General features: G+C 46.6%; 15 protein-coding genes and 1 pseudogene. 8 read left to right on the forward strand and 8 right to left on the reverse strand.

Translation table 11 applies throughout. From position 1 onward, the window contains the following. Window positions 1-21 precede the first annotated feature (21 nt). A complete protein-coding gene (locus IFU39_RS01155) occupies window positions 22-1,320 on the forward strand; it encodes a multi-tm2 domain protein (RefSeq protein WP_179198572.1) in 1,299 nt (432 codons plus the stop codon). 161 nt (window positions 1,321-1,481) lie between these two features. Here the strand turns inward: IFU39_RS01155 and IFU39_RS01160 are convergent, their stop codons facing one another. The 7 genes and pseudogenes from IFU39_RS01160 to IFU39_RS01190 form a co-directional block, all read right to left on the reverse strand. Beyond that, window positions 1,482-2,135: a methylthioribulose 1-phosphate dehydratase gene (locus IFU39_RS01160; protein WP_091017978.1), complete on the reverse strand. Its 654-nt coding sequence runs from the start codon at window positions 2,133-2,135 to the stop codon at window positions 1,482-1,484. Between the two features lie 3 nt (window positions 2,136-2,138). Continuing rightward, window positions 2,139-2,816, reverse strand: coding sequence for a 2-hydroxy-3-keto-5-methylthiopentenyl-1-phosphate phosphatase (locus IFU39_RS01165; protein WP_105599371.1), 678 nt, complete (start codon window positions 2,814-2,816; stop codon window positions 2,139-2,141). Continuing rightward, on the reverse strand, window positions 2,813-4,036 hold the full coding sequence (locus tag IFU39_RS01170) for a 2,3-diketo-5-methylthiopentyl-1-phosphate enolase (protein WP_179198571.1): 1,224 nt from the start codon (window positions 4,034-4,036) through the stop codon (window positions 2,813-2,815). The genes IFU39_RS01165 and IFU39_RS01170 overlap by 4 nt, the downstream gene beginning before the upstream one ends. After that, complete coding sequence (proC, locus tag IFU39_RS01175; protein WP_036671976.1) at window positions 4,033-4,893, reverse strand: pyrroline-5-carboxylate reductase; 861 nt, start codon at window positions 4,891-4,893, stop codon at window positions 4,033-4,035. Before proC ends, IFU39_RS01170 begins: the two co-directional genes overlap by 4 nt. A 36-nt stretch (window positions 4,894-4,929) precedes the next feature. Further along, window positions 4,930-6,177: a glutamate-5-semialdehyde dehydrogenase gene (locus IFU39_RS01180; protein ID WP_105599370.1), complete on the reverse strand. Its 1,248-nt coding sequence runs from the start codon at window positions 6,175-6,177 to the stop codon at window positions 4,930-4,932. A gap of 58 nt (window positions 6,178-6,235) precedes the next feature. After that, window positions 6,236-7,339, reverse strand: a complete 1,104-nt coding sequence (gene proB, locus IFU39_RS01185) for a glutamate 5-kinase (RefSeq protein ID WP_076317457.1) — start codon at window positions 7,337-7,339, stop codon at window positions 6,236-6,238. Between the two features lie 360 nt (window positions 7,340-7,699). Next, window positions 7,700-8,907: pseudogene (locus IFU39_RS01190) on the reverse strand (aminotransferase class I/II-fold pyridoxal phosphate-dependent enzyme). Window positions 8,908-9,167: 260 nt separating this feature from the next. Here IFU39_RS01190 and IFU39_RS01195 point away from each other — a divergent pair. The 4 genes from IFU39_RS01195 (at window position 9,168) to IFU39_RS01210 (ending at window position 13,158) form a co-directional block, all read left to right on the forward strand. Continuing rightward, a complete protein-coding gene (locus IFU39_RS01195; RefSeq protein ID WP_091017968.1) occupies window positions 9,168-10,163 on the forward strand; it encodes an ABC transporter substrate-binding protein in 996 nt (331 codons plus the stop codon). A 201-nt stretch (window positions 10,164-10,364) separates the two neighbouring features. Beyond that, window positions 10,365-11,987 carry an AraC family transcriptional regulator gene (locus IFU39_RS01200; RefSeq protein ID WP_105599366.1) on the forward strand — a complete coding sequence of 541 codons (1,623 nt, stop codon included), beginning with the start codon at window positions 10,365-10,367 and terminating at the stop codon, window positions 11,985-11,987. Between the two features lie 73 nt (window positions 11,988-12,060). After that, window positions 12,061-12,882: a carbon-nitrogen family hydrolase gene (locus IFU39_RS01205; protein ID WP_105599365.1), complete on the forward strand. Its 822-nt coding sequence runs from the start codon at window positions 12,061-12,063 to the stop codon at window positions 12,880-12,882. 90 nt (window positions 12,883-12,972) lie between these two features. Further along, a complete protein-coding gene (locus tag IFU39_RS01210; RefSeq protein ID WP_017687767.1) occupies window positions 12,973-13,158 on the forward strand; it encodes a hypothetical protein in 186 nt (61 codons plus the stop codon). Window positions 13,159-13,404: 246 nt separating this feature from the next. Here IFU39_RS01210 and IFU39_RS01215 read toward each other — a convergent pair whose 3' ends face one another. Then, a complete protein-coding gene (locus tag IFU39_RS01215; protein WP_105599998.1) occupies window positions 13,405-14,325 on the reverse strand; it encodes a LysR family transcriptional regulator in 921 nt (306 codons plus the stop codon). A gap of 361 nt (window positions 14,326-14,686) precedes the next feature. Between IFU39_RS01215 and IFU39_RS01220 the strand changes: the two genes are divergently transcribed. The 3 genes from IFU39_RS01220 to IFU39_RS01230 are packed head-to-tail and all read left to right on the forward strand — an operon-like array spanning window position 14,687 to window position 18,964. Beyond that, window positions 14,687-16,585 carry a beta-glucoside-specific PTS transporter subunit IIABC gene (locus IFU39_RS01220; RefSeq protein ID WP_105599363.1) on the forward strand — a complete coding sequence of 633 codons (1,899 nt, stop codon included), beginning with the start codon at window positions 14,687-14,689 and terminating at the stop codon, window positions 16,583-16,585. Between the two features lie 36 nt (window positions 16,586-16,621). Then, a complete protein-coding gene (licT, locus tag IFU39_RS01225; protein WP_105599361.1) occupies window positions 16,622-17,461 on the forward strand; it encodes a BglG family transcription antiterminator LicT in 840 nt (279 codons plus the stop codon). 45 nt (window positions 17,462-17,506) lie between these two features. Continuing rightward, on the forward strand, window positions 17,507-18,964 hold the full coding sequence (locus IFU39_RS01230) for a glycoside hydrolase family 1 protein (protein ID WP_091017958.1): 1,458 nt from the start codon (window positions 17,507-17,509) through the stop codon (window positions 18,962-18,964). Window positions 18,965-18,974 lie beyond the last annotated feature (10 nt).

The following is an 18,974-nucleotide window of genomic DNA, read 5'->3' on the forward strand; positions in this document are numbered from 1 at the left end:
TGCATTGCCTGAAAAGAAAGGATGACGACTGTGCACTCAGATCGTAACAAACTACTCGCATTTCTATTAAACCTGATACCAGGTCTCGGTTTTATGTATTGGGGACGGCCTACCAGAGCTGTGGTCTATCCATTACTCTTTTTTGGAACAGGCATTGGCTTCATCATGTTGGCGTTGTTGACTGATGAAAAGGAATTGATGATTGTCGGGTTCCTTGGAGCCATATTCTTCTGGTGTATCAGCATGCTGGATATGATTATCGTTCTACTCCGTGCCCCTTCATTGCACGAAGTTCATTACCAAGGTTATGGGACACATTACGGTGGTCTCCATCAAGGCGCCGCTTACCAGAAAGCATATGCTGGCCAGGAAGAGCCTCTCGGACAGATGGATCAGGAGGAGCCACATCAGGATCATGGTGGAGTGTATGGTGTGCCCGAGGGGCCCTATGGTCAACCCATGTACCGAAAAGGCAGTGAGGGAGAACGATTCTTTACCATTTTGCTTTCATTTGTTCCTGGATTGGGACATCTTCATCTGGGATTGTTGCATCGCGGGTTGTCGTTTCTGATGGCGTTTTTTGGTTCCTTTGCCATGATGGTTTTTGTAGCTTCAATCACCAATGAATCGGTGTTTCTAATGTTCCTGCTCATTCTGCCTGTAATATGGGTATACTGCATGTTTGATGCGGTGCAGCATGTCCACCGTAAGCAGGCTGGAGAGGTACTGCAGGATCGGACGTTATTCGAGGAATTGGAGATGGGCAGAGTAGCCGGACGACGCAGTAAAGTGCTTGCGACGCTGCTATCTGCTTTTCCAGGTGCGGGTCATCTATATCTGGGTTTGCAAAAAAGAGGCATGCAATTGATGTTCCTGTTCCTGGGCAGCATCTATGTTCTGGACCTGCTTCACTTATCAGTGTTCCTGTTCATGATACCGTTGATCTGGTTCTACAGTTTCTTTGACGGGCTACAGTGCTCCAGTCGCTATGGACGCGAGCCATTGATCGATCAGCCGATCTTTAAGGATTGGGCCCGCCATCAGCGCCTGATTGGATTCGGAATTGCCGCGCTGGGTCTATATTACCTGACGATCCGTCTTGTCATTCCACAGCTGAATGAGCTCTTCCCTAATGCATTCATGACGTATGAGATCCGTTCCTATTTGAACACCGTCATTGTATCCTTGCTGCTCATTTTTGGCGGCTTGAAGCTGCTGTTCGGTAAGCAACGGGGTATAGGCACCAATCATGCGATTCATCGGAATGACGAAGAAGTGGATAGCCTCTTTTTATTCAAGGATCGGGATGATCGACTGTAAGTTGTAATCGAAGTGGATTAAGGATGATTTTACTGACGCTGGGATGACAAAGAAACCTTTCATTGCATGTCATCCCACAACATAAAAACACGCCAAGGGCTATGTATACCAGCCTCTGGCGTGTTTTTGGTTTTGCAGCTTTGATTTTGAATAAATGATTGCTATTTCGTAGCGCCCTTCAGCAGAAGTTGACGGTACATCACTTCGAACAGGAACTCGAACGCTTCCAGATGACGTTTCGCTTCAAAAGCATCTTTACCCCAGGCATAAATACCGTGGTTCCGAAGCAAGATCCCTGGTACGTTGGTATCAAGTACACCTGGCACCAATTCAGCGATAGATGGAATATCTGCAAAGTTAGGCAGGACGGGGACACGAATCTCCGCATTTTCTTCCCAAATGTTGAAAGCCTTAATCAATTCGATTCCTTGAATCGGTATGTGTCCATCTGCTCCAAAGAATTCACTTATCAGGTTGTTAAACACGGTATGCACGTGAAATACAGCACCGCAGCCGGTCAAACGATAGATTTCACAGTGAATCAACGTTTCGGCACTTGGTTTTAACGTTGTTGTCTCAATCGCTTTGCCGTGCTTGTCCACAAAAAGGAAGTCTTCCGGTGTGCGAAGGGATTTGTCTTTGCCTGAGGCGGTAACCGCAAAATAAAATTGCTCCGGGTCAAAGTCTCCTACACGCATCGACAGATTGCCACTTGTTCCGGGGAACCAGTTACGACTGGCGAACAACGCTTTAATATCAGCCAGTTCTTCAAGGACCTGACGTTTGTGTTCCAATGTAATCTTTTCAAAGCCCATCGTTTACAGCACTCCTTGTGTTTGCTTCTGTTTCATATCTTCGATGATATCGTAAAAGGTAGCGAATGGCACATGGTCTACACCCAGCTCAATACATTTGTCCGTCAAAATGGAGCGGGAGTATACTAGATCGGCAATCTTTGCACCCTCAAAATCAGTCAGACTGTCTCCAATAAGAATTCGATTATATTGATCTTCCGGGAAGGTACGAATCACGGTCGTTTTGCACATGCCGCAGCCGTTCTCACAAGGAAGCTGGCAGGGATGCGGCCATTCAATCCGGATGGTTTCACCAGAGAAGTCAGCGCCGTTGCAATAGACGTGATCCTGCGGGATATGAAATGGTGCGAGTAACGGTTCAATGAAAAAGTCCATGCCGCCGCTGGTCACATTGAATTCGATCCCTTCGCTGCGAACGTAGTCAAGAAACTCGCTGAATCCTTCACGGATCCCCGCTTGTCCAAGCACAAACTCCACAATTTCATCTTTCTGCGATGCAGGCAGAAGAGCAAACATGGCTCCAACACCTTCACGCAGCGAGATTTTTTGCTCGATCGTATCTTTCATGATCGCTTCAATGCCCTCAGGCTTGAAATGTTTCATGATCGCTACGATATTGTCCGAGAGGGTAATCGTACCGTCAAAGTCACAGAAAATGACTGTTTTCTTATCACTTCTCATCGCTCGCCACCCCACAGGTCCAATGCGCTTTTTAGCTCCGGATGCTCGGTTGCATATTGCGCGAGTGGAATGGAACGCTGAGCTGCCTCAATCGCTTGCAGGAATGCACGTCCGCCTGCCTCAGTGCCCATAGGATGTCCATGAATACCGCCACCAGCATTAACGATGACATCTGTACCAAAGTCGCGCAAAATGAGCGGTACAAGGCCTGGATGGATGCCGGCTGAAGGCACTGGCATACTGGTTCGTACTGGCAGATCAGCTGTCAGTAATTGCTCCGTGATCGCCATATTTTCTTCCTTCGGCATCGTTACTGATCCATAAGGAGAAGGGAAGAGCACCAGATCGGCACCTGCAAGACGCATCAACTGACCAAGTACAACCGAAGCCGACATGCCGTAATGTGGTGAAGGATACAGTGCGCCTGCAAGAGCAGGATGAGCCATAATTGGCACATTGATGTCAGGATCACTGCTGAGTTCATGCAGCACATCATATCCGTAAGACAATACGTTGAATAGCAGGGCATTGGCTCCTGCACCTATGGCGCGTTCAGCTTGCTCTTTCAGACGAGATGTAGGCCCAGTGAGATTAGTTGCATATAGAAGTTTCTTGCCAGTCTCCTGGCGTGCCTGTTCGGCAGCTTTCATGCAGACCTCGACTCTTTTTTCGATAGGTGTCAATTTATTCTCGAACAGGATCTCATCGTCTTTGATCAGATCAACGCCCCCAAGTGCCTGACGAATAAATTGTTCACGAAGTTCATCTGCATCCAGCCCAATAACTGATTTGAAGATACTCATTAATAGTGGACGATCATGCACACCAAGCAGATCACGAACGCCATTCAGTCCAAACTTGGGTCCCGGGAATGCACTGAGGAAACCATTCGAGAAACCAAGCTTTGTTAATTTGATCCGGCCATCCATTGAGATTTTGCCAAAGACCGTCACGAGCAGGGCAGGAATATCACGGCTAAAGTTGATATCAGGATATCCGATGGTAATGTCAGCGTAACGCTCACCCGCAGCCATTCCATCAGCTTCATGGACTTCTACGCTTATGACTTCACCCAGATGCTTCTGCATCACTTCACGCTGAGCTTGTGGCAACTCCGTCCAGCTACCCACGGTCATGCCAATCGCGATGGACTGAGCTTTCTTGCGAAAGTCTGCATGATCATCGTGCAGACGATATGTGGCTGTGCACATGTTATTCATTTTAAATCCCCTTCCAAAGCAGCTCCCATCTCCCGTGAGCGCTCTGCACAGCGGTTGACGGCTGCGATTACATTTTCAAAGAAATCTCCTTCGTCCAGCGTCTTCAGTGCTGCTTGCGTTGCCCCTCCTGGGGATGTCACATCACTACGAAGCTTCATCGGTTCCAAACCGGTTTGTTGTACCATTCGTGACGCGCCCAGCACCGTTTGAACAGTGAGATCACGAGATTGCTGGCTGGATAAGCCACCACGAATACCTGCGGCAATCATGGCCTCCATTAAATAGTATACATAAGCAGGGCCGCTTCCGGAAATCCCTGTGAGCACTTCGAGTTTATCTTCAGGCACGATGGTCACGATACCAACCGCTTCAAACATGGTCATTACCGTACTGCGCTGTTCATCCGTAATCTCCGCAGAGAAGGCAAGCCCGGTTGCACCAAGTCCAATGGTACTGGATGTGTTCGGCATGGTTCTGGCGATTGGCTGTTTACGACCAAGCAAGGACTGCATCGTGCGGATCGATAATCCGGCAATGACAGACACGATCAGTTGATCAGGTGATAACAACGGACCAAGCTCGCGCAGCGCTGCGGCAGCATCTTTGGGTTTCATACAGAGTACAATGACCGGAGTGGAGGCAAGGTGATCCAAGGATTGCGAGGCAGTTCCGGTATGTACAGCATAACGGGTGCTGAGCTCCTCCTGACGTTTCTGGTTGCTGCGGTTCAGCATCGTAATATCCTGAGGACGAACGACTAGGCGGGAGATGAGTCCGCGCACGATGGCTTCGGCCATCGCGCCTGCTCCGTGGAAAGTAATCTTCTGTTGTAATAACGTCTGTTGCTCTTGACTCATATTAATCGTTCCTCCTATATAACTGGTGCTGGGATATTATTGACGAATCTGTCCATTGCCTGTAATCCGATATTTGGTTGACGTCAGTGCTGGTAGTCCCATTGGTCCTCGTGCATGCAGTTTCTGGGTACTGATTCCGATTTCGGCTCCATAGCCAAATTCAAATCCGTCGGTGAAACGCGTGGACGCATTGTGATAGACGGCTGCTGTATCCACATCATGCATAAAGCGCTCTGCATGGTCTGTATCACGGGTTACGATACACTCGGAATGTTTGGTTCCGTAATGTGCGATGTGCTGCATCGCTTCGTCCAGGTTCTCAACCACCCGGATATTTAAAATGTAGTCGTTGTACTCGGTCGCATAGTCTTCCTCGGTTACCTCAAGGGCAGAAGGAACAAGTCGGCGCACGGTATCGCAACCTTTCAAGATTACATTGGCCTCACGGAATTCCTCGGCAAGAGCAGGCAGATGCTTTTCTGCATATGCGGCGTGCAGCAGCAACGTTTCCATGGAGTTACATACGGATGGCCGTTGTGCCTTGGCATTGATGGCAATTTCGGCTGCCATAACTGGATCAGCTGATTCATCCACATAGGTATGGCAGATGCCTGCCCCAGTTTCGATAACAGGTACGGTTGCATTGGCAACCACATTACGAATGAGGGAAGCCCCTCCGCGTGGAATGATAACATCCAGCAGTCCGTTTAACTTGAGCATCTCATCTACGGAAGCACGATCTGCATCTTCAACCAATTGCAAAGCATCAGCAGGCATGTCTGTCGTTGTGAGTGCCTGATGCAGCACCTCCACAATTTTACGATTGGAGGACAGGGCAGAGGAGCCACCGCGCAGAAGCACTGCATTACCTGTTTTGAGACATAATCCAGCTGCGTCTACAGTTACATTCGGACGAGCTTCGTAGATGATGCCAATTAGGCCAATCGGCACTCTTAATTTTTCAACATGCAATCCGTTTGGACGGGTAAATGTCTCTAACACTTCGCCGACTGGATCAGGCAGATCTGCAATCTGACGTAATCCTTCAGCAATGCCAGCAATGCGCTCCTTATTAAGTGCGAGCCGATCCAGCATGGATTCCGGCGTACCTTGTTCTCTGCCTCGTACCAGATCTTCAGCGTTTGCCGTAATGATGGAATCCGTCTCTGTAATCAATGCATCTGCCATGACACGCAGGGCCGCATTTTTCTGTTCTGTATTCAATCGGTTCAGCTGTGGAACCGTGGCTTGGGCTTTGATGGCTTTTTCTCTGACTTCACTCATCTTAATTCCTCCTCATATATATAAAGTTGAGTATTTCGACCACTATATAGCTTCATCTTTATTTTAACGTAATCCATTCGTCTCTATGAATAACCTCAAGCCTGTGGATGCTAGCGAGTTGTTTCATCACTTCGCCACTGGGAAGTCCGGCAATGAGTCGAAGCTGGTCATCATCATAATTGACAATACCGCGACCGAGCAAGGTTTCATCCATGCCAATGACCTCTACGACGTCTCCGGCATGGAACGTTCCAAGTACGCGTTTGACCCCTACAGGCAGAAGACTGTGGCCCCCATGGACAAGGGCCTCTTCAGCACCATCATCCACAACGACGGTTCCCAGCGGAGTAGACATGAAGCCAAGCCACTGCTTTTTACGGGATAACGAAGCGAGTCGTGTCTCAAAGTAAGTTCCTTTGCCCGTGCCATCAACCGCTTTCTGCATATCTCCGGGTTCTTTCACACTTCCCACGAATACAGGTACGCCTCCACGGGTTGCTACCTTGGCTGCATCGACTTTGGATCGCATTCCGCCTGTCCCAACCGCTGAACCTGAACCACCAGCAAAAGCATAAATTTCAGCCGTTATCTCGGGGATACGGTCGTAACGCACGGCAGATGGATCTTTACGCGGATCTGCGGTGTACAGGCCGTTGGTATCCGTAAGAATGATCAGATGCTGTGCCTTCACCAGGTTTGCAACCAACGCGGACAACAGATCGTTATCACCAAACTTCAATTCGTCCACCGACACTGTATCATTCTCATTGAAAATTGGAATCACTCGCTGTTTGAGCAGCTCTTCCACGGTCATGCCTGCATTACCCATGCGTTTACGACTGTGAAAGTCTGTGCGGGTTAACAGAATTTGCGCCGTAGTAACGCGGTGCGCTGCAAAAGCCTGTTGATATGCCTGCATCAGTAATGCCTGCCCAACGGCCGCTGCGGCTTGTTTCTCATGTAGCAGTTTGGGCCGCTGAGGGTAACCAATCTCCCGGAATCCGGCCGCTACCGCTCCTGAGGTGACCAGAAGTACTTCATGGCCCTGATCAGCCAATGCCGCAATTTCTCCGGCAAAAAAAGTGATCGAACTGCGATCCAGACCGCCTTCTTCCGTTGTAAGCGAGCTGCTTCCAATCTTAACTACAATACGTGAAGTCATGGTTTCACTTCCTTAAACATGATTAATTAGTGCTTCTGGAGCTGGCTTTTGCGGTACAAAAAAAACTCCCGCCCTTTAGTTAAAAAGGACGAAAGTTCGTTACTTCCGCGGTACCACCTTTATTGATGATTAGATCATCCGGCTTCATGCCCTGTAACAGAAGGCACTGTCCTGCACGTAACAGGCCGCTCAGGGGTAGGTTTCAGAGAAGAGTCGCGGTAAATTCTTTCAGCAGGGTGGAATTTACTCTCTGGGCGCGACTGATATTCTCTTACTGGTCCCGTCATCACGTTTCGTTCAATATTTCTTATAACATACCATGGAAACTTGGCATATGCAAAGGGGTTATGGTCCTGTAAATTACTTGAATAAATTCAGCTTGCCGATCCGCTCGACAGCTTCGCGTAATCGGTTTTCATCACTTAGCAGTCCTGCGCGCACATAACCTTCGCCATGCGAACCAAAACCAATACCTGGGGCTACGGCCACCTTCGCTTCTCGTAGTAACAAGTCTGCAAATGAAGCTGAGGTATAACCTGCAGGTACAGGCAACCAGCTGAAGAATGAACCTGCGGGTTTCGAAGCTTGCCAGCCAATGGATGATAGAGCGTCATAAAATGCATTGCGACGGAATTCGTAACGTGAAACCAGCGAAGTGACACATTCCTGAGATCCAGTAAGTGCTTCCGTTGCGGCTGCTTGAACCCACCGAAAAGACTAACATAGATATGATCCTGAAGCAGATTAATTTTAGAGACAATCGCTGCATTACCTAATGCGAATCCAACACGCCATCCAGCCATATTATACGTTTTGGATAACGTATAGAACTCAATGCCCACTTCTTTGGCACCAGGGGCTTGCAGGAAACTTACGGGACGATGTCCGTCAAATCCAATTGCACCGTAAGCAAAATCACTGGCAACTACGATTTGATTTTGAATGGCGAATTCAACGGTATCTTCGTAGAACGAAAGGGGAGCCGTTGCTGACGTTGGGTTGTTGGGATAGTTCAGGAACATCAGCTTGGCCTTCTCCCGATCTTCGGCTGTAACAGCTTCGTAATCCGGCAGAAATGCATTGGACTCCAGCAAAGGCATAAATGACATGTTAGCTTTGGCGAGTGCAACACCAGACCAGTAATCCGGGTAGCCTGGATCGGGAACGAGAATGGTGTCGCCGGGGTTAAGCAGGACTTGAGGTAACTGAACCAATCCGGTTTTGCCTCCGAACAGAATGGCTACTTCAGTCTCGGGATCCAGATCAACGTTGTAATCTTCCTTATAACGTTTGGCGACAGCTTCCTTCAGGAAAGAGTACCCTCTAAAAGGGGAGTATTTGTGGTAGAGGGGATTTTCAGCCGACTTTTGCAGTGTTTTCACAATATGAGGTGGTGTAGGTGTATCCGGGTTGCCCTGCCCCAGATTGATTACATCATGTCCACTTGCGATTTCACGATTTACATTTTGAACAAGGGTAGCAAAAAATTGCGTTGGCAGCTGTGTCATTACATCAGAAGTTGGTATCTTAAAAGCTGAACGAGCAGTTATATGGTCTGGATGGGTCATTATATTCATCACTCCGGTTATTAAAAATGGCAAATAGTTCTCATTAATTTATCACGCCAATCCCGAGCTGTATAGAGGGAAATCGATTTGAATAGACAGTACATAGGAGCAAAGAGCAGAGTATTGTACAAAACTGAAAGTACTCATTTAGTTTTGTCCATTGAGCTAAGAGAAGCCATGTTTTATGATAATATCCGATAATGATAATCAATATCATTAATTCATTCCACAACGCACGTGATATAGGGGGAGAAATAGAAATGAAAAAGGGCATTCGAAATACGGCAGTATTATTTACAGTAACGTGGTTATCCATTTTGCTACTAGCTTGTGGAAATCAGGCTGCAACACCTGCTGCCGGCACAGATGAATCCAAAGCAGCCACAGAAACGACAGAGACCACGACTGCAATGGAAGAAACGAATGAAGGCGAGACCCGGATATTCAAAGACTGGACAGGCCATGAAGTAGAGGTTCCTGTAAATCCGAAGCGAGTTATCTATCACGGAGAAGTTACAGGGGATCTGCTCGCGCTTGGTGTTGTCCCTGTCGGCATACTTCGTCAAGAGGGAACCGTATTCGATGATCAGGTTGCTCAGGCAGAAGATGTAGGATTTCCGATCAGTGTGGAAAAGGCGTTAGACCTGAATCCCGATCTGATCATTTTCTCCAACAGTGACGAGGGTCAATATGATCAGATCGCGAAGGTTGCACCCACGGTTACATTTGATTCGTTTGGTTTAATAGAAGATCGCATGCGTATCCTTGGCGATTTGTTGAATAAGAAGCAAGAAGCGGAGGACTGGATTACGGCTCATCAAAAAGCGACTGAAGAGATGTGGACGCAACTTCATGAGAACGGATTGAAAAAAGGGGAGACCGCTTCGGTATTCACCATGTATCCCGGGAACCGTCTGTTTGTCATGGCGGGTGCAGGATTGCCACAGTTGTTATACGGAAAAGACGGGCTGAAGCCAACCGCGGAAATCCAGAAAGTATTGGATGAAGACATGGGATTTGTAGAGATTTCGACTGAAAAATTATCTGAATTTGCCGGTGATCGGATATTTATTCTGGATCCTGTGACCGACGATGCGAAGCAATCCACCAAAGAATTGCTAGATAGTTCAATCTGGAAGAACCTGCCTGCGGTGAAAGAAGGAAAAGTATACCGCTTTGATATCGTCAAAGCTTCTAGTGATGCCCTTTCCAGGGAGTGGTTGTTACAAGAGCTGCCAAAACAGATGATCCAATAATTAGTTATGAGCTAGTAAGGCACTGGTAACACCTTTGAGTAATGCGGATTTAAAAAGTAAAAGGAGCCTTCAACCTTTCGTTGAAGGCTCTTTTTTGCTGAATAAACTCATATCTGGATTATTGACCATCGCTCGCTTATAATCAGACCATACAGAATGATTGATAATTATTCTCATTTTAGAAAAACGAGGTGAACCGACATGCAGGCTTTGGATGCCGATGGGGGAGCGTTGTTCTTTTCAGCATTCATGTTTCGGCTGGATCATCTGGTACGACGAATTGAACCACCTGAACAGGTGATGCTGGAAGTTGCTTGCGAGAAACATGCCTTCCTGATCTGCGAAGAAGGGGATGGGCGTTTATATATTGGACATGAACAGTTTCCGTTTACTACGGGATGTGTTTATCCGCTTTCTCCGGGAGAGGGGCACCAGATTGAACATCGTAACAACTTGGAATTGAAATATTTCGTAATGGCTTTTGATGTTATTCATGTGTTGACGGGTGATCCCGAGCTCTTTACCCGCCCTGTATTTGAGCACAGAAACCAATTGAATGGTTATCCCTATGCTCCGTTAAGTGGTCTGCTTGAGCAAATGTATGTTATTCGGAATTATAAAACAGATGCCGAATACAGTCATTTGAATGCACAGTTCCAAAAATGGATGGAGATGATCATTATCCGGTACACTTCTCCAAAGACGGAACAGAGTATGGAAGCAAGACTACACAGTACGATTCAGTATGTGGACGACCATTATGCTGAAGAAATCACTGTACAGAAACTGGCACGTCTTGCGGAGATCAGACCTGTACAATTTACGACTCTTTTCAGACAACTCACGGGTCACAAGCCGCTCGATTATGTAAATCATGTACGCATCAAACATGCCAAGGACTGGCTTCGCAAATCAGATGAACCACTTCGGGATATAGCGAGTCGCGTAGGGTTTAAGGATGAGTATTATTTCAGCAGGCGTTTTCGCCAAATGACCGGATTATCTCCTCGTCAATATGACAGATCGATTCAGCAGCAGACGTTGGTACAAGATTGGTTGGGTCATGATGTGAATATTCCAGTAAACCCGGAGCGAATTATGTATTACGGAGATTCGGCTGGGGATCTGCTGATGCTGGGTATTCAGATATTGGGAGATCAGACCTATGACGCGGTTGCTCCGGTTAATGTGGAAGCAGCTGTTCAAATGAAGCCGAATTTGATTATTTTTGATAGCAGCAATGAACAGCAGTATGAACAACTTTACCGGATTGCTCCGACGCTTGCTTACAATTCACATGCCACGTTGGAAGAACGAATGCGCAGATTGGGCAGCTGGTTTGGCAGACAACCTCAGGCTGAACAATGGCTAACCTCCTATGAGGAGCGTACTGAGCAGATGTGGGCGAAGATCCATACTGTGATTGAAGAGGGGGAAACGGCTTCGGTATTTACATATCATCGGGGTGCACGATTATTTGTTATGGGCAATATCGGTCTGGCGCCATTGTTATATCATCCGATGGGATTCAGGCCAGTTACCAAAGTGAAGGAAGCACTTGCAGCGGGCAGAGCCTATAAGGAAATTTCGGCTGAAGCGGTACGTCAGTATGCGGGAGATCATGTATTTGTTATGCTGCCTGAGGAATTCGTGGCGAGACAGGCTACAGAGATGCTAATGAAAAGTCCCAGCTGGAAGGCCCTTCCGGCTGTGCAGAATGGACGGGTATACCCTGTGGAGGAGTCAACATGGAATGTGGGTGATGCGCTCACGAGTGATCGATTGTTGACCCTGCTGCCTGAGTTGTTGTGTGCAAGTTCATAATAAAAACAGGCTTGCAGTCCTCAAGAGGATCAAGCTATGATAGCAGGTATTACGGTTCAGAGGAGTGCTTGTCATGACAGAAAAACAACAGGGAGAAATGCGTGTAGCCCTGATTCAGGGCGATATTCAACTCGGAGACCCTGAGGCCAATCATAAACATATGCAGACGTTGCTTGAGCGTGCGGTAGAACAATATCCGGATCTGGGGCTGGCTGTGCTGCCTGAGATGTGGAATACCGGATACGCTTTGAACCAAATTCATGAACTCGCTGACCCGGAAGGCCGGAAATCTCGGGAATGGCTGTCTGCTTTTGCTCAAAAACATCAAATTTCCATCGTTGGCGGTTCCATTGCCGAGAAACGGGATGGTCAAATATACAATACAATGTACGCGTATGATCGTGAAGGAAAACAGGTAACACGATATGATAAATTACATTTGTTCCGTCTAATGGACGAGGAGAAATATTTACAGCCAGGTGCGGAACCTGAAATTTTTGAATTGCAGAACGGTCTTACAGCGGGTGCTTCGATCTGTTATGACATCCGGTTCCCGGAACTAGCCCGCACACTTGCTTTGAATGGTGCCAAAGCATTGATTGTACCGGCCGAATGGCCGAACCCTCGTCTGCACCACTGGCGTACGTTACTTACTGCACGAGCGATTGAGAACCAAATGTATGTGATCGCCTGTAACCGTGTGGGAAAAGGGGGGGACACCGAGTTTTTCGGACATTCTCTCATCATTGATCCGTGGGGTGAGATTGTGGCTGAAGGTGGCGAAGGGGAAGAGATCGTGACTGGAATCATTCGCCCTTCCCTGGTAGATGAGGTTCGCGGGCGTATTCCCGTGTTTGAAGACCGTCGACCTGGCGTTTATTTTGGCGAAAAATAAAAATTGAAATAAAATTCTTTAGATAAAGTGTTTATTCTTCCAGGGCGCGGGTAATGATAACTATCCCGTTACCAAGGAGATGATCAATCAATGGACAACCATGTGAAAGATACGCTCAGGAGACTGGAACAGGATAACACAAGGGAAGATCACTTAAGAGCATTCTTAGAGAATGGAGCAGGAGGGCTATCACCCCCTGATTCAACTGTTCAGGACGAAGGCCGTGTAATGAATCAGCAAAACAGGCTGACAAGCGATCGTAATTTGCGTAAATAAACCGCCAGACATGAAGTTTTCTTATGTACGTTTCTACGTTAACATTATAAATTAGCATTGTAGCTAAACAACTTAACAAGCAACATTGTACTGTAACCAGTTACTGTGATTGCAATGTAAGAACTCTATCCTGCGGATGCAGGAAACGAGTATATGACAAAGGCTTGGCCCATAAGGGTCAAGCCTTTGTTTTGGTTCAGTATGAATTGTACCTAAAGAAATGTACCTTTAACATAGAGCAATTTCTTAGTTTCCCTTTGACAGTTCGGCCACCGTTTGTTGAAACGTATGGATGAATGCTTCGGCTGCCTTTGACAGTACTCTTCCTTGACGATAAGCCACAACAAGTGTTCTGCTGGGAGTTGGCTCAGCAAGCGGCACGTACACAGGTACGAATTCACTGCGCGGCGCACGGGCAATAAAGCGTGGAACCAGTGTAATACCCATGCCTGTGGCGACCAGCGACTGAACGGTTTCAATATTTGTGCTCTCAAACACAACTTGGGGATCAAAACCAGCCTGCTCACAGAGATCAAATGTAAGTTTGCGGAAACCCTGTCCTTTTTTCAATACAACAAAGGGTTCATCACGAAGCTCTTCAATTCGCACAGGAATCGGATGCTCCGGATCTGCCCTGCGTGCCAAAGGGTGATTCGGGGGAACTGCCAGATCAATCTTTTCCTCTCCAATGGCAACGTAGGCGAGACTTGGCTCTTGTAAAGGAAGAGATAACAGACTGAGATCTGCTTTGCCGCTTGCTGTCAATTTCTCAAGCGTAAGCCCGGAGTCTTCCAATAAGGTAACCTCAATCTCGGGATAAGCTTGTTGGAAAGCTGGAAGCACGTGTGGGAGCAAGTGTGAACCCGTGATCGGCATGCTGCCCACAACGACTTTACCTTTGCGAAGCTGGGAGATGTCTGACATTTCCTGACGCAATAGCTCCACGGCATCTACGATCTTCTGGGCTTGCTCGACAAACGTAACACCCGCATGGGTTAACTCCACGGTACTTGTATTACGCTGAAACAACAGCACACCCAATTCTTTTTCCAATTTGGATAATTGCTGGCTTAATGAAGGTTGAGCAATATGCAGTTTCTCTGCTGCCCGGGAGAAATTGCGTTCGGCCGCAATTTGCAACGTATATTGAAGTTGTCTGAATTCCATCGTCATTGGTCATTCCTTTCGTTATGCCACCATTATATCACTACAGATAAAGAAATCATTAATTTCGCTTAACCGCTTGCACTCCATCAGAAGAGTTGCTATACTAATTTTGAAAACGCTTAATAAGAACCACTTACCCGGGTAAAACAAAATCAACGTTTTCATGTGTACCAGTTTCAAGTGTTAGCACAGAACCATTTCAAATGTTCATATTCTTTTTCGTTCATATAATTGAATAACATTCATCCAACGATGGCGTGTTACTGTTCGGCAGGCAAGACCTAGATTGGGTGGGAAGAGTTTCTCTTTTCCTGCCCTTTTTAGGTCTTTTTTTGTTCCCATCAAGAAACGGAGGTGCACCATGAATCACAAACAATTAGCCCAATCGATTATGGAGCTGGTCGGTGGCAATGATAATATCAACACGTTAATTCATTGCTCTACCAGGCTCAGACTTACCCTGAAGAATCCGGATATGGCGAAGACCCAAGAAATTAAGAGCCTTGATGGTGTTATTGGCGCAGTGAATAGCGGCGGACAATATCAGGTTATTATCGGTAATGACGTCGCGTACGTCTACAATGAACTTGCCAAGATGATGGATACTCGGCAATCAAACGAAATTCAGGAGAAACAAAAAGCGGATTATAGCCCCAAAGGACTGTTTAATACTTTTGCCAGTGTCATTGCAGGCATTTTCCAACCTATTATCCCAGCCATTGCTGCCTCGGGCATGCTTAAGGCACTTTTGCTACTGGCGACCGTGACCGGCCTGATGTCTAAAGAGAGCCAGACATATACCGTTTTGAGTGTCATGTCTGATGCTGCCTTTTACTTTCTTCCGATTCTACTGGCCTATTCCAGTGCAAATAGATTTAAAACGAACCCCTTTGTTGCCGTTCTGTTTGGTGGAATCATGTTACACCCGAATATGATTGGTCTGCTTGGGGGGGAAGATCCGGTGTCCTTTATTGGCATACCTGTTGCATCCGTTCAATATGCGACATCCGTGGTACCGATTATTTTAACGGTCTGGTTCATGTCTTACATTGAAAAGTTCGCGGACAAGATCTCACCAGGACCAGTAAAAATTTTCCTCAAACCTTTGATTGTTATTCTCATTGTTGCTCCAGTTGCCCTGATTGTACTTGGACCTCTGGGGATGTATCTCGGAACGGGAATGTCCAACCTGATCTATTGGATTCAGGATAAGATTGGATGGTTGACCGTTGTCATTATGGCTATACTGATGCCTCTGATTGTCATGTTCGGTATGCATAAAGTATTTTATCCCATTATTTTCGCAGCCTTGGCTTCACCTGGATATGAAACACTGGTGCTGGTCGCGATGCTGGCATCCAATATGGCGCAGGGAGCAGGCGCACTGGCGGTGTCATTCAAAACCAAAGACATCAAGTTGAAACAAGTCGCTTTGTCTGCAGGAATTTCAGGTGTATTCGGTATCACGGAACCTGCTCTCTACGGTGTACATTTAAGGCTCAAGAAAACGCTGTTTGCCTGCATGATCGGCGCCGGAGTCGCTGGGTTGTTCGCAGGTATTGTGAATCTCAAGGCATATGCTGCCGTGGGTCCGGGGATTGCATCTATGCCTATGTTTATCAGTGAAGATCATATGAATATTATCTATGCGATCATTACCATGCTGATCTCTGCTCTTGTCGCGTTTGTCGCTGTATATGTCATTGGATTTCAGGATGTTGTTCCAACAGCAGTGTCGATAGCAGGCAGTCCTACAAACAAAGCGAGAGGCGAATCTGAAATCCAGCCATCCAAAGGGATCAAATCGAAAAAGATCGTTTTTGCTCCACTGGAAGGCAAAGTTCTGCCATTAAGAGAGGTGAAGGACGAGGCCTTCTCGCAAGAAGCCATGGGACAAGGTATGGCCATTCAGCCAAGTGTTGGCAAGGTGTTTGCCCCGTTTGATGGTAACGTTGAGACGGTGTTCCGCACTAAACATTCCATCGGTCTGAGATCGGTAGAAGGTGTAGAAATTCTGATTCATGTCGGATTGGATACGGTGAAACTGAAAGGCCAGCATTTTGATGTAAAAGTGAACGAAGGAGAACAGATCTCTCATGGTCAGCTCCTGATTGAATTTGATCTTGAAGCTATACAAGCCGCAGGTTATGACACCACGACCCCTGTAATTGTGACCAATTCCTCGGATTATCTGGAGGTGCTGGGCAATGAATCTGCGGCGACAACAGGACCGGGGAAACCATTAATTACGGTGTTATAACTCGCTGAAATATGAATGAAAGGCAGGCAGCCTGATATGGAAGTCATAAAAATATTGAATTCGAGCATTGTTCTTGCCAGACGTGGTGAGGATGACAAGGAAATTATTGTGATGGGAAAGGGCATCGGCTACAGGAGCAAACCGGGAGATGTCGTGGGCGAGGATGAGATCGAGAAGATCTATGTCCTTGAAAATGAAATGATCTCTTCGGATCTCACCGCTCTGATGAAGGAAACGCCAAAAGAATATCTGATTCTGGCTGACGAAATCATCTCCCATGCCAAACATACATTGTCCCGCCATATGAGTGATCATCTCTATGTCGCATTAACGGATCATCTGTATATGGCCATGAAGCGATTCAAGGACAATATGACGATCCAGAACCGAATGTTGTGGGAAGTTAAAAAGTTCTATCCACAGGAGTTCAACATCGGGTTGCATGGTCTGTCTCTCATTCAAAAACAGCTTGGACTCTCCCTGCCTGAAGAGGAAGCGGCGAATATTGCCTTTCATCTCGTGAATGCGCAGCAGAATGATGACAATATGAATCAGGTCATGATGATGACCAATACCGTCAAGGATGTACTCAATATTATCAAAATTCACTACCAAGTGGAGCTGGATACACACAGCATCAACTATTCACGCTTTTTGACCCATTTGCAATTTTTCATTCAACGGCTTTTTGAACATAAAACGTTAAACACGCAGGATCATGAGCTCTTTGAGCAGATCGCGAATAAATATCCGCAGGAGGAAGCCTGCGTATTGCTAATCAAGGATTATATTGAAGCACGGTTTGAACATACGATCTCCAATGAAGAGATGATGTATTTGATTATTCATATCAATCGGGTCATGAGTCGCAATTGAGCAAGAATCAAAGAGTTACAGAGATAATCCAAGGAGGAATACACAATGACCAATACAACAAGAACGTTTCCAGAAGATTTTCTATGGGGAGGAGCGATTGCTGCCAATCAGGCAGAAGGAGCGTGGAATGTGGATGGCAAAGGTCTGTCTACAGCCGACATTGCTATCTATCGAAAAGGTGTAGCCAAGAGTGAGTATAAAAAGCATAATGCGATCAATGAAGAACAGATCAAAACTGCGATGGAGTCTACCTCGGACAGAGAATATCCGAAACGCAGAGGCATTGATTTTTACCACCGTTACGAGGAGGATCTAGCCCTGTTTGGGGAGATGGGTCTCAAAACGTTGCGCTTATCTATTGCTTGGACCCGAATTTTCCCGAATGGCAACGAAACAGAGCCGAATGAAGCCGGTTTGCAGTTCTATGACCGCGTTATTGATGGCATGCTGAAACAAGGGATTGAACCATTAATTACGTTGTCGCATTATGAGATGCCGATGTATCTGGTGAATCACCACGGTGGATGGACGGATCGGAAAGTCGTCGAGTATTTTGTTCACTTTTGCAAAACCGTGTTCACCCGTTATAAGGACAAAGTGAAGTATTGGATTACATTTAATGAAATTGACAGCATTGTTCGCCATCCGTTTACGAGTGGTGGTATTGTGCCGGAGCGTTTCGAAAATGTGGAGCAGGCTGTATATCAGGGGTTACACCATCAATTTGTAGCGAGTGCACTCGCAGTGAAATACTGTCATGAGATCATTCCCGGTTCCCAGATCGGATGTATGCTTACCAAACTGACAACGTACGCTCATACATGTAATCCCGAAGACGTACTTGTTGCTTCCCGGGATAATCAATTCAATCTTATGTTTACGGACGTACAGGTGCGTGGAGCGTATCCGTACTTTACGAAGAGATTTTTTGCCGAAAAAGGGATTAACCTGGATATGCTTGAGGGGGATGAAGAGATTCTGAAAGTACACACTGTGGACTTTATCTCATTCAGTTATTATATGTCCCTGGTATCAAGTGTGGATGGCGACCGATTGGAGCAGGTGAGTGGCAATACAACTGGAGGGGTGAAGAACCCGTATCTGCAAACGAATGATTGGGGCTGGCAGATTGACCCGGTAGGTCTGCGCATCTCACTGAATGAACTGTATAGTCGTTACGAGGTGCCTTTGTTTATCGTTGAAAATGGAATTGGGGCGGTAGACACGATTGAAGCTGATGGTAGCATTCAGGATGATTATCGTATTGATTACTTCCGCTCTCACATTGAACAGATGCATGAGGCGATTCTGGACGGTGTTGAACTGCTCGGCTATACCAGTTGGGGAGTAATTGATCTGATTAGTTATTCTTCTTCAGAGATGGAGAAACGATATGGCTTTATTTATGTAGATCAGGATAATGACGGCAATGGAACACTGGAGAGAAAACGAAAGAAGAGTTTCTATTGGTACAAAGATGTGATTGCAAAAAACGGTTTGTAATACAGTAGTC

The organism is Paenibacillus sp. CFBP 13594 (assembly GCF_014842675.1).
Taxonomy (GTDB): domain Bacteria; phylum Bacillota; class Bacilli; order Paenibacillales; family Paenibacillaceae; genus Paenibacillus; species Paenibacillus amylolyticus_B.

What these genes read in the sequence shown, in the direction of transcription:
- IFU39_RS01200 (WP_105599366.1), top strand. Translation starts at nt 10,365, where the DNA reads ATGCAGGCTTTGGATGCCGATGGGGGAGCGTTGTTCTTTTCAGCATTC.
- IFU39_RS01180 (WP_105599370.1), bottom strand. Translation starts at nt 6,177, where the DNA reads ATGAGTGAAGTCAGAGAAAAAGCCATCAAAGCCCAAGCCACGGTTCCA.
- licT (WP_105599361.1), top strand. Translation starts at nt 16,622, where the DNA reads ATGGAAGTCATAAAAATATTGAATTCGAGCATTGTTCTTGCCAGACGT.
- IFU39_RS01170 (WP_179198571.1), bottom strand. Translation starts at nt 4,036, where the DNA reads ATGAATAACATGTGCACAGCCACATATCGTCTGCACGATGATCATGCA.
- IFU39_RS01165 (WP_105599371.1), bottom strand. Translation starts at nt 2,816, where the DNA reads ATGAGAAGTGATAAGAAAACAGTCATTTTCTGTGACTTTGACGGTACG.
- proB (WP_076317457.1), bottom strand. Translation starts at nt 7,339, where the DNA reads ATGACTTCACGTATTGTAGTTAAGATTGGAAGCAGCTCGCTTACAACG.
- IFU39_RS01195 (WP_091017968.1), top strand. Translation starts at nt 9,168, where the DNA reads ATGAAAAAGGGCATTCGAAATACGGCAGTATTATTTACAGTAACGTGG.
- proC (WP_036671976.1), bottom strand. Translation starts at nt 4,893, where the DNA reads ATGAGTCAAGAGCAACAGACGTTATTACAACAGAAGATTACTTTCCAC.
- IFU39_RS01210 (WP_017687767.1), top strand. Translation starts at nt 12,973, where the DNA reads ATGGACAACCATGTGAAAGATACGCTCAGGAGACTGGAACAGGATAAC.
- IFU39_RS01230 (WP_091017958.1), top strand. Translation starts at nt 17,507, where the DNA reads ATGACCAATACAACAAGAACGTTTCCAGAAGATTTTCTATGGGGAGGA.
- IFU39_RS01220 (WP_105599363.1), top strand. Translation starts at nt 14,687, where the DNA reads ATGAATCACAAACAATTAGCCCAATCGATTATGGAGCTGGTCGGTGGC.
- IFU39_RS01205 (WP_105599365.1), top strand. Translation starts at nt 12,061, where the DNA reads ATGACAGAAAAACAACAGGGAGAAATGCGTGTAGCCCTGATTCAGGGC.
- IFU39_RS01155 (WP_179198572.1), top strand. Translation starts at nt 22, where the DNA reads ATGACGACTGTGCACTCAGATCGTAACAAACTACTCGCATTTCTATTA.
- IFU39_RS01215 (WP_105599998.1), bottom strand. Translation starts at nt 14,325, where the DNA reads ATGGAATTCAGACAACTTCAATATACGTTGCAAATTGCGGCCGAACGC.
- IFU39_RS01160 (WP_091017978.1), bottom strand. Translation starts at nt 2,135, where the DNA reads ATGGGCTTTGAAAAGATTACATTGGAACACAAACGTCAGGTCCTTGAA.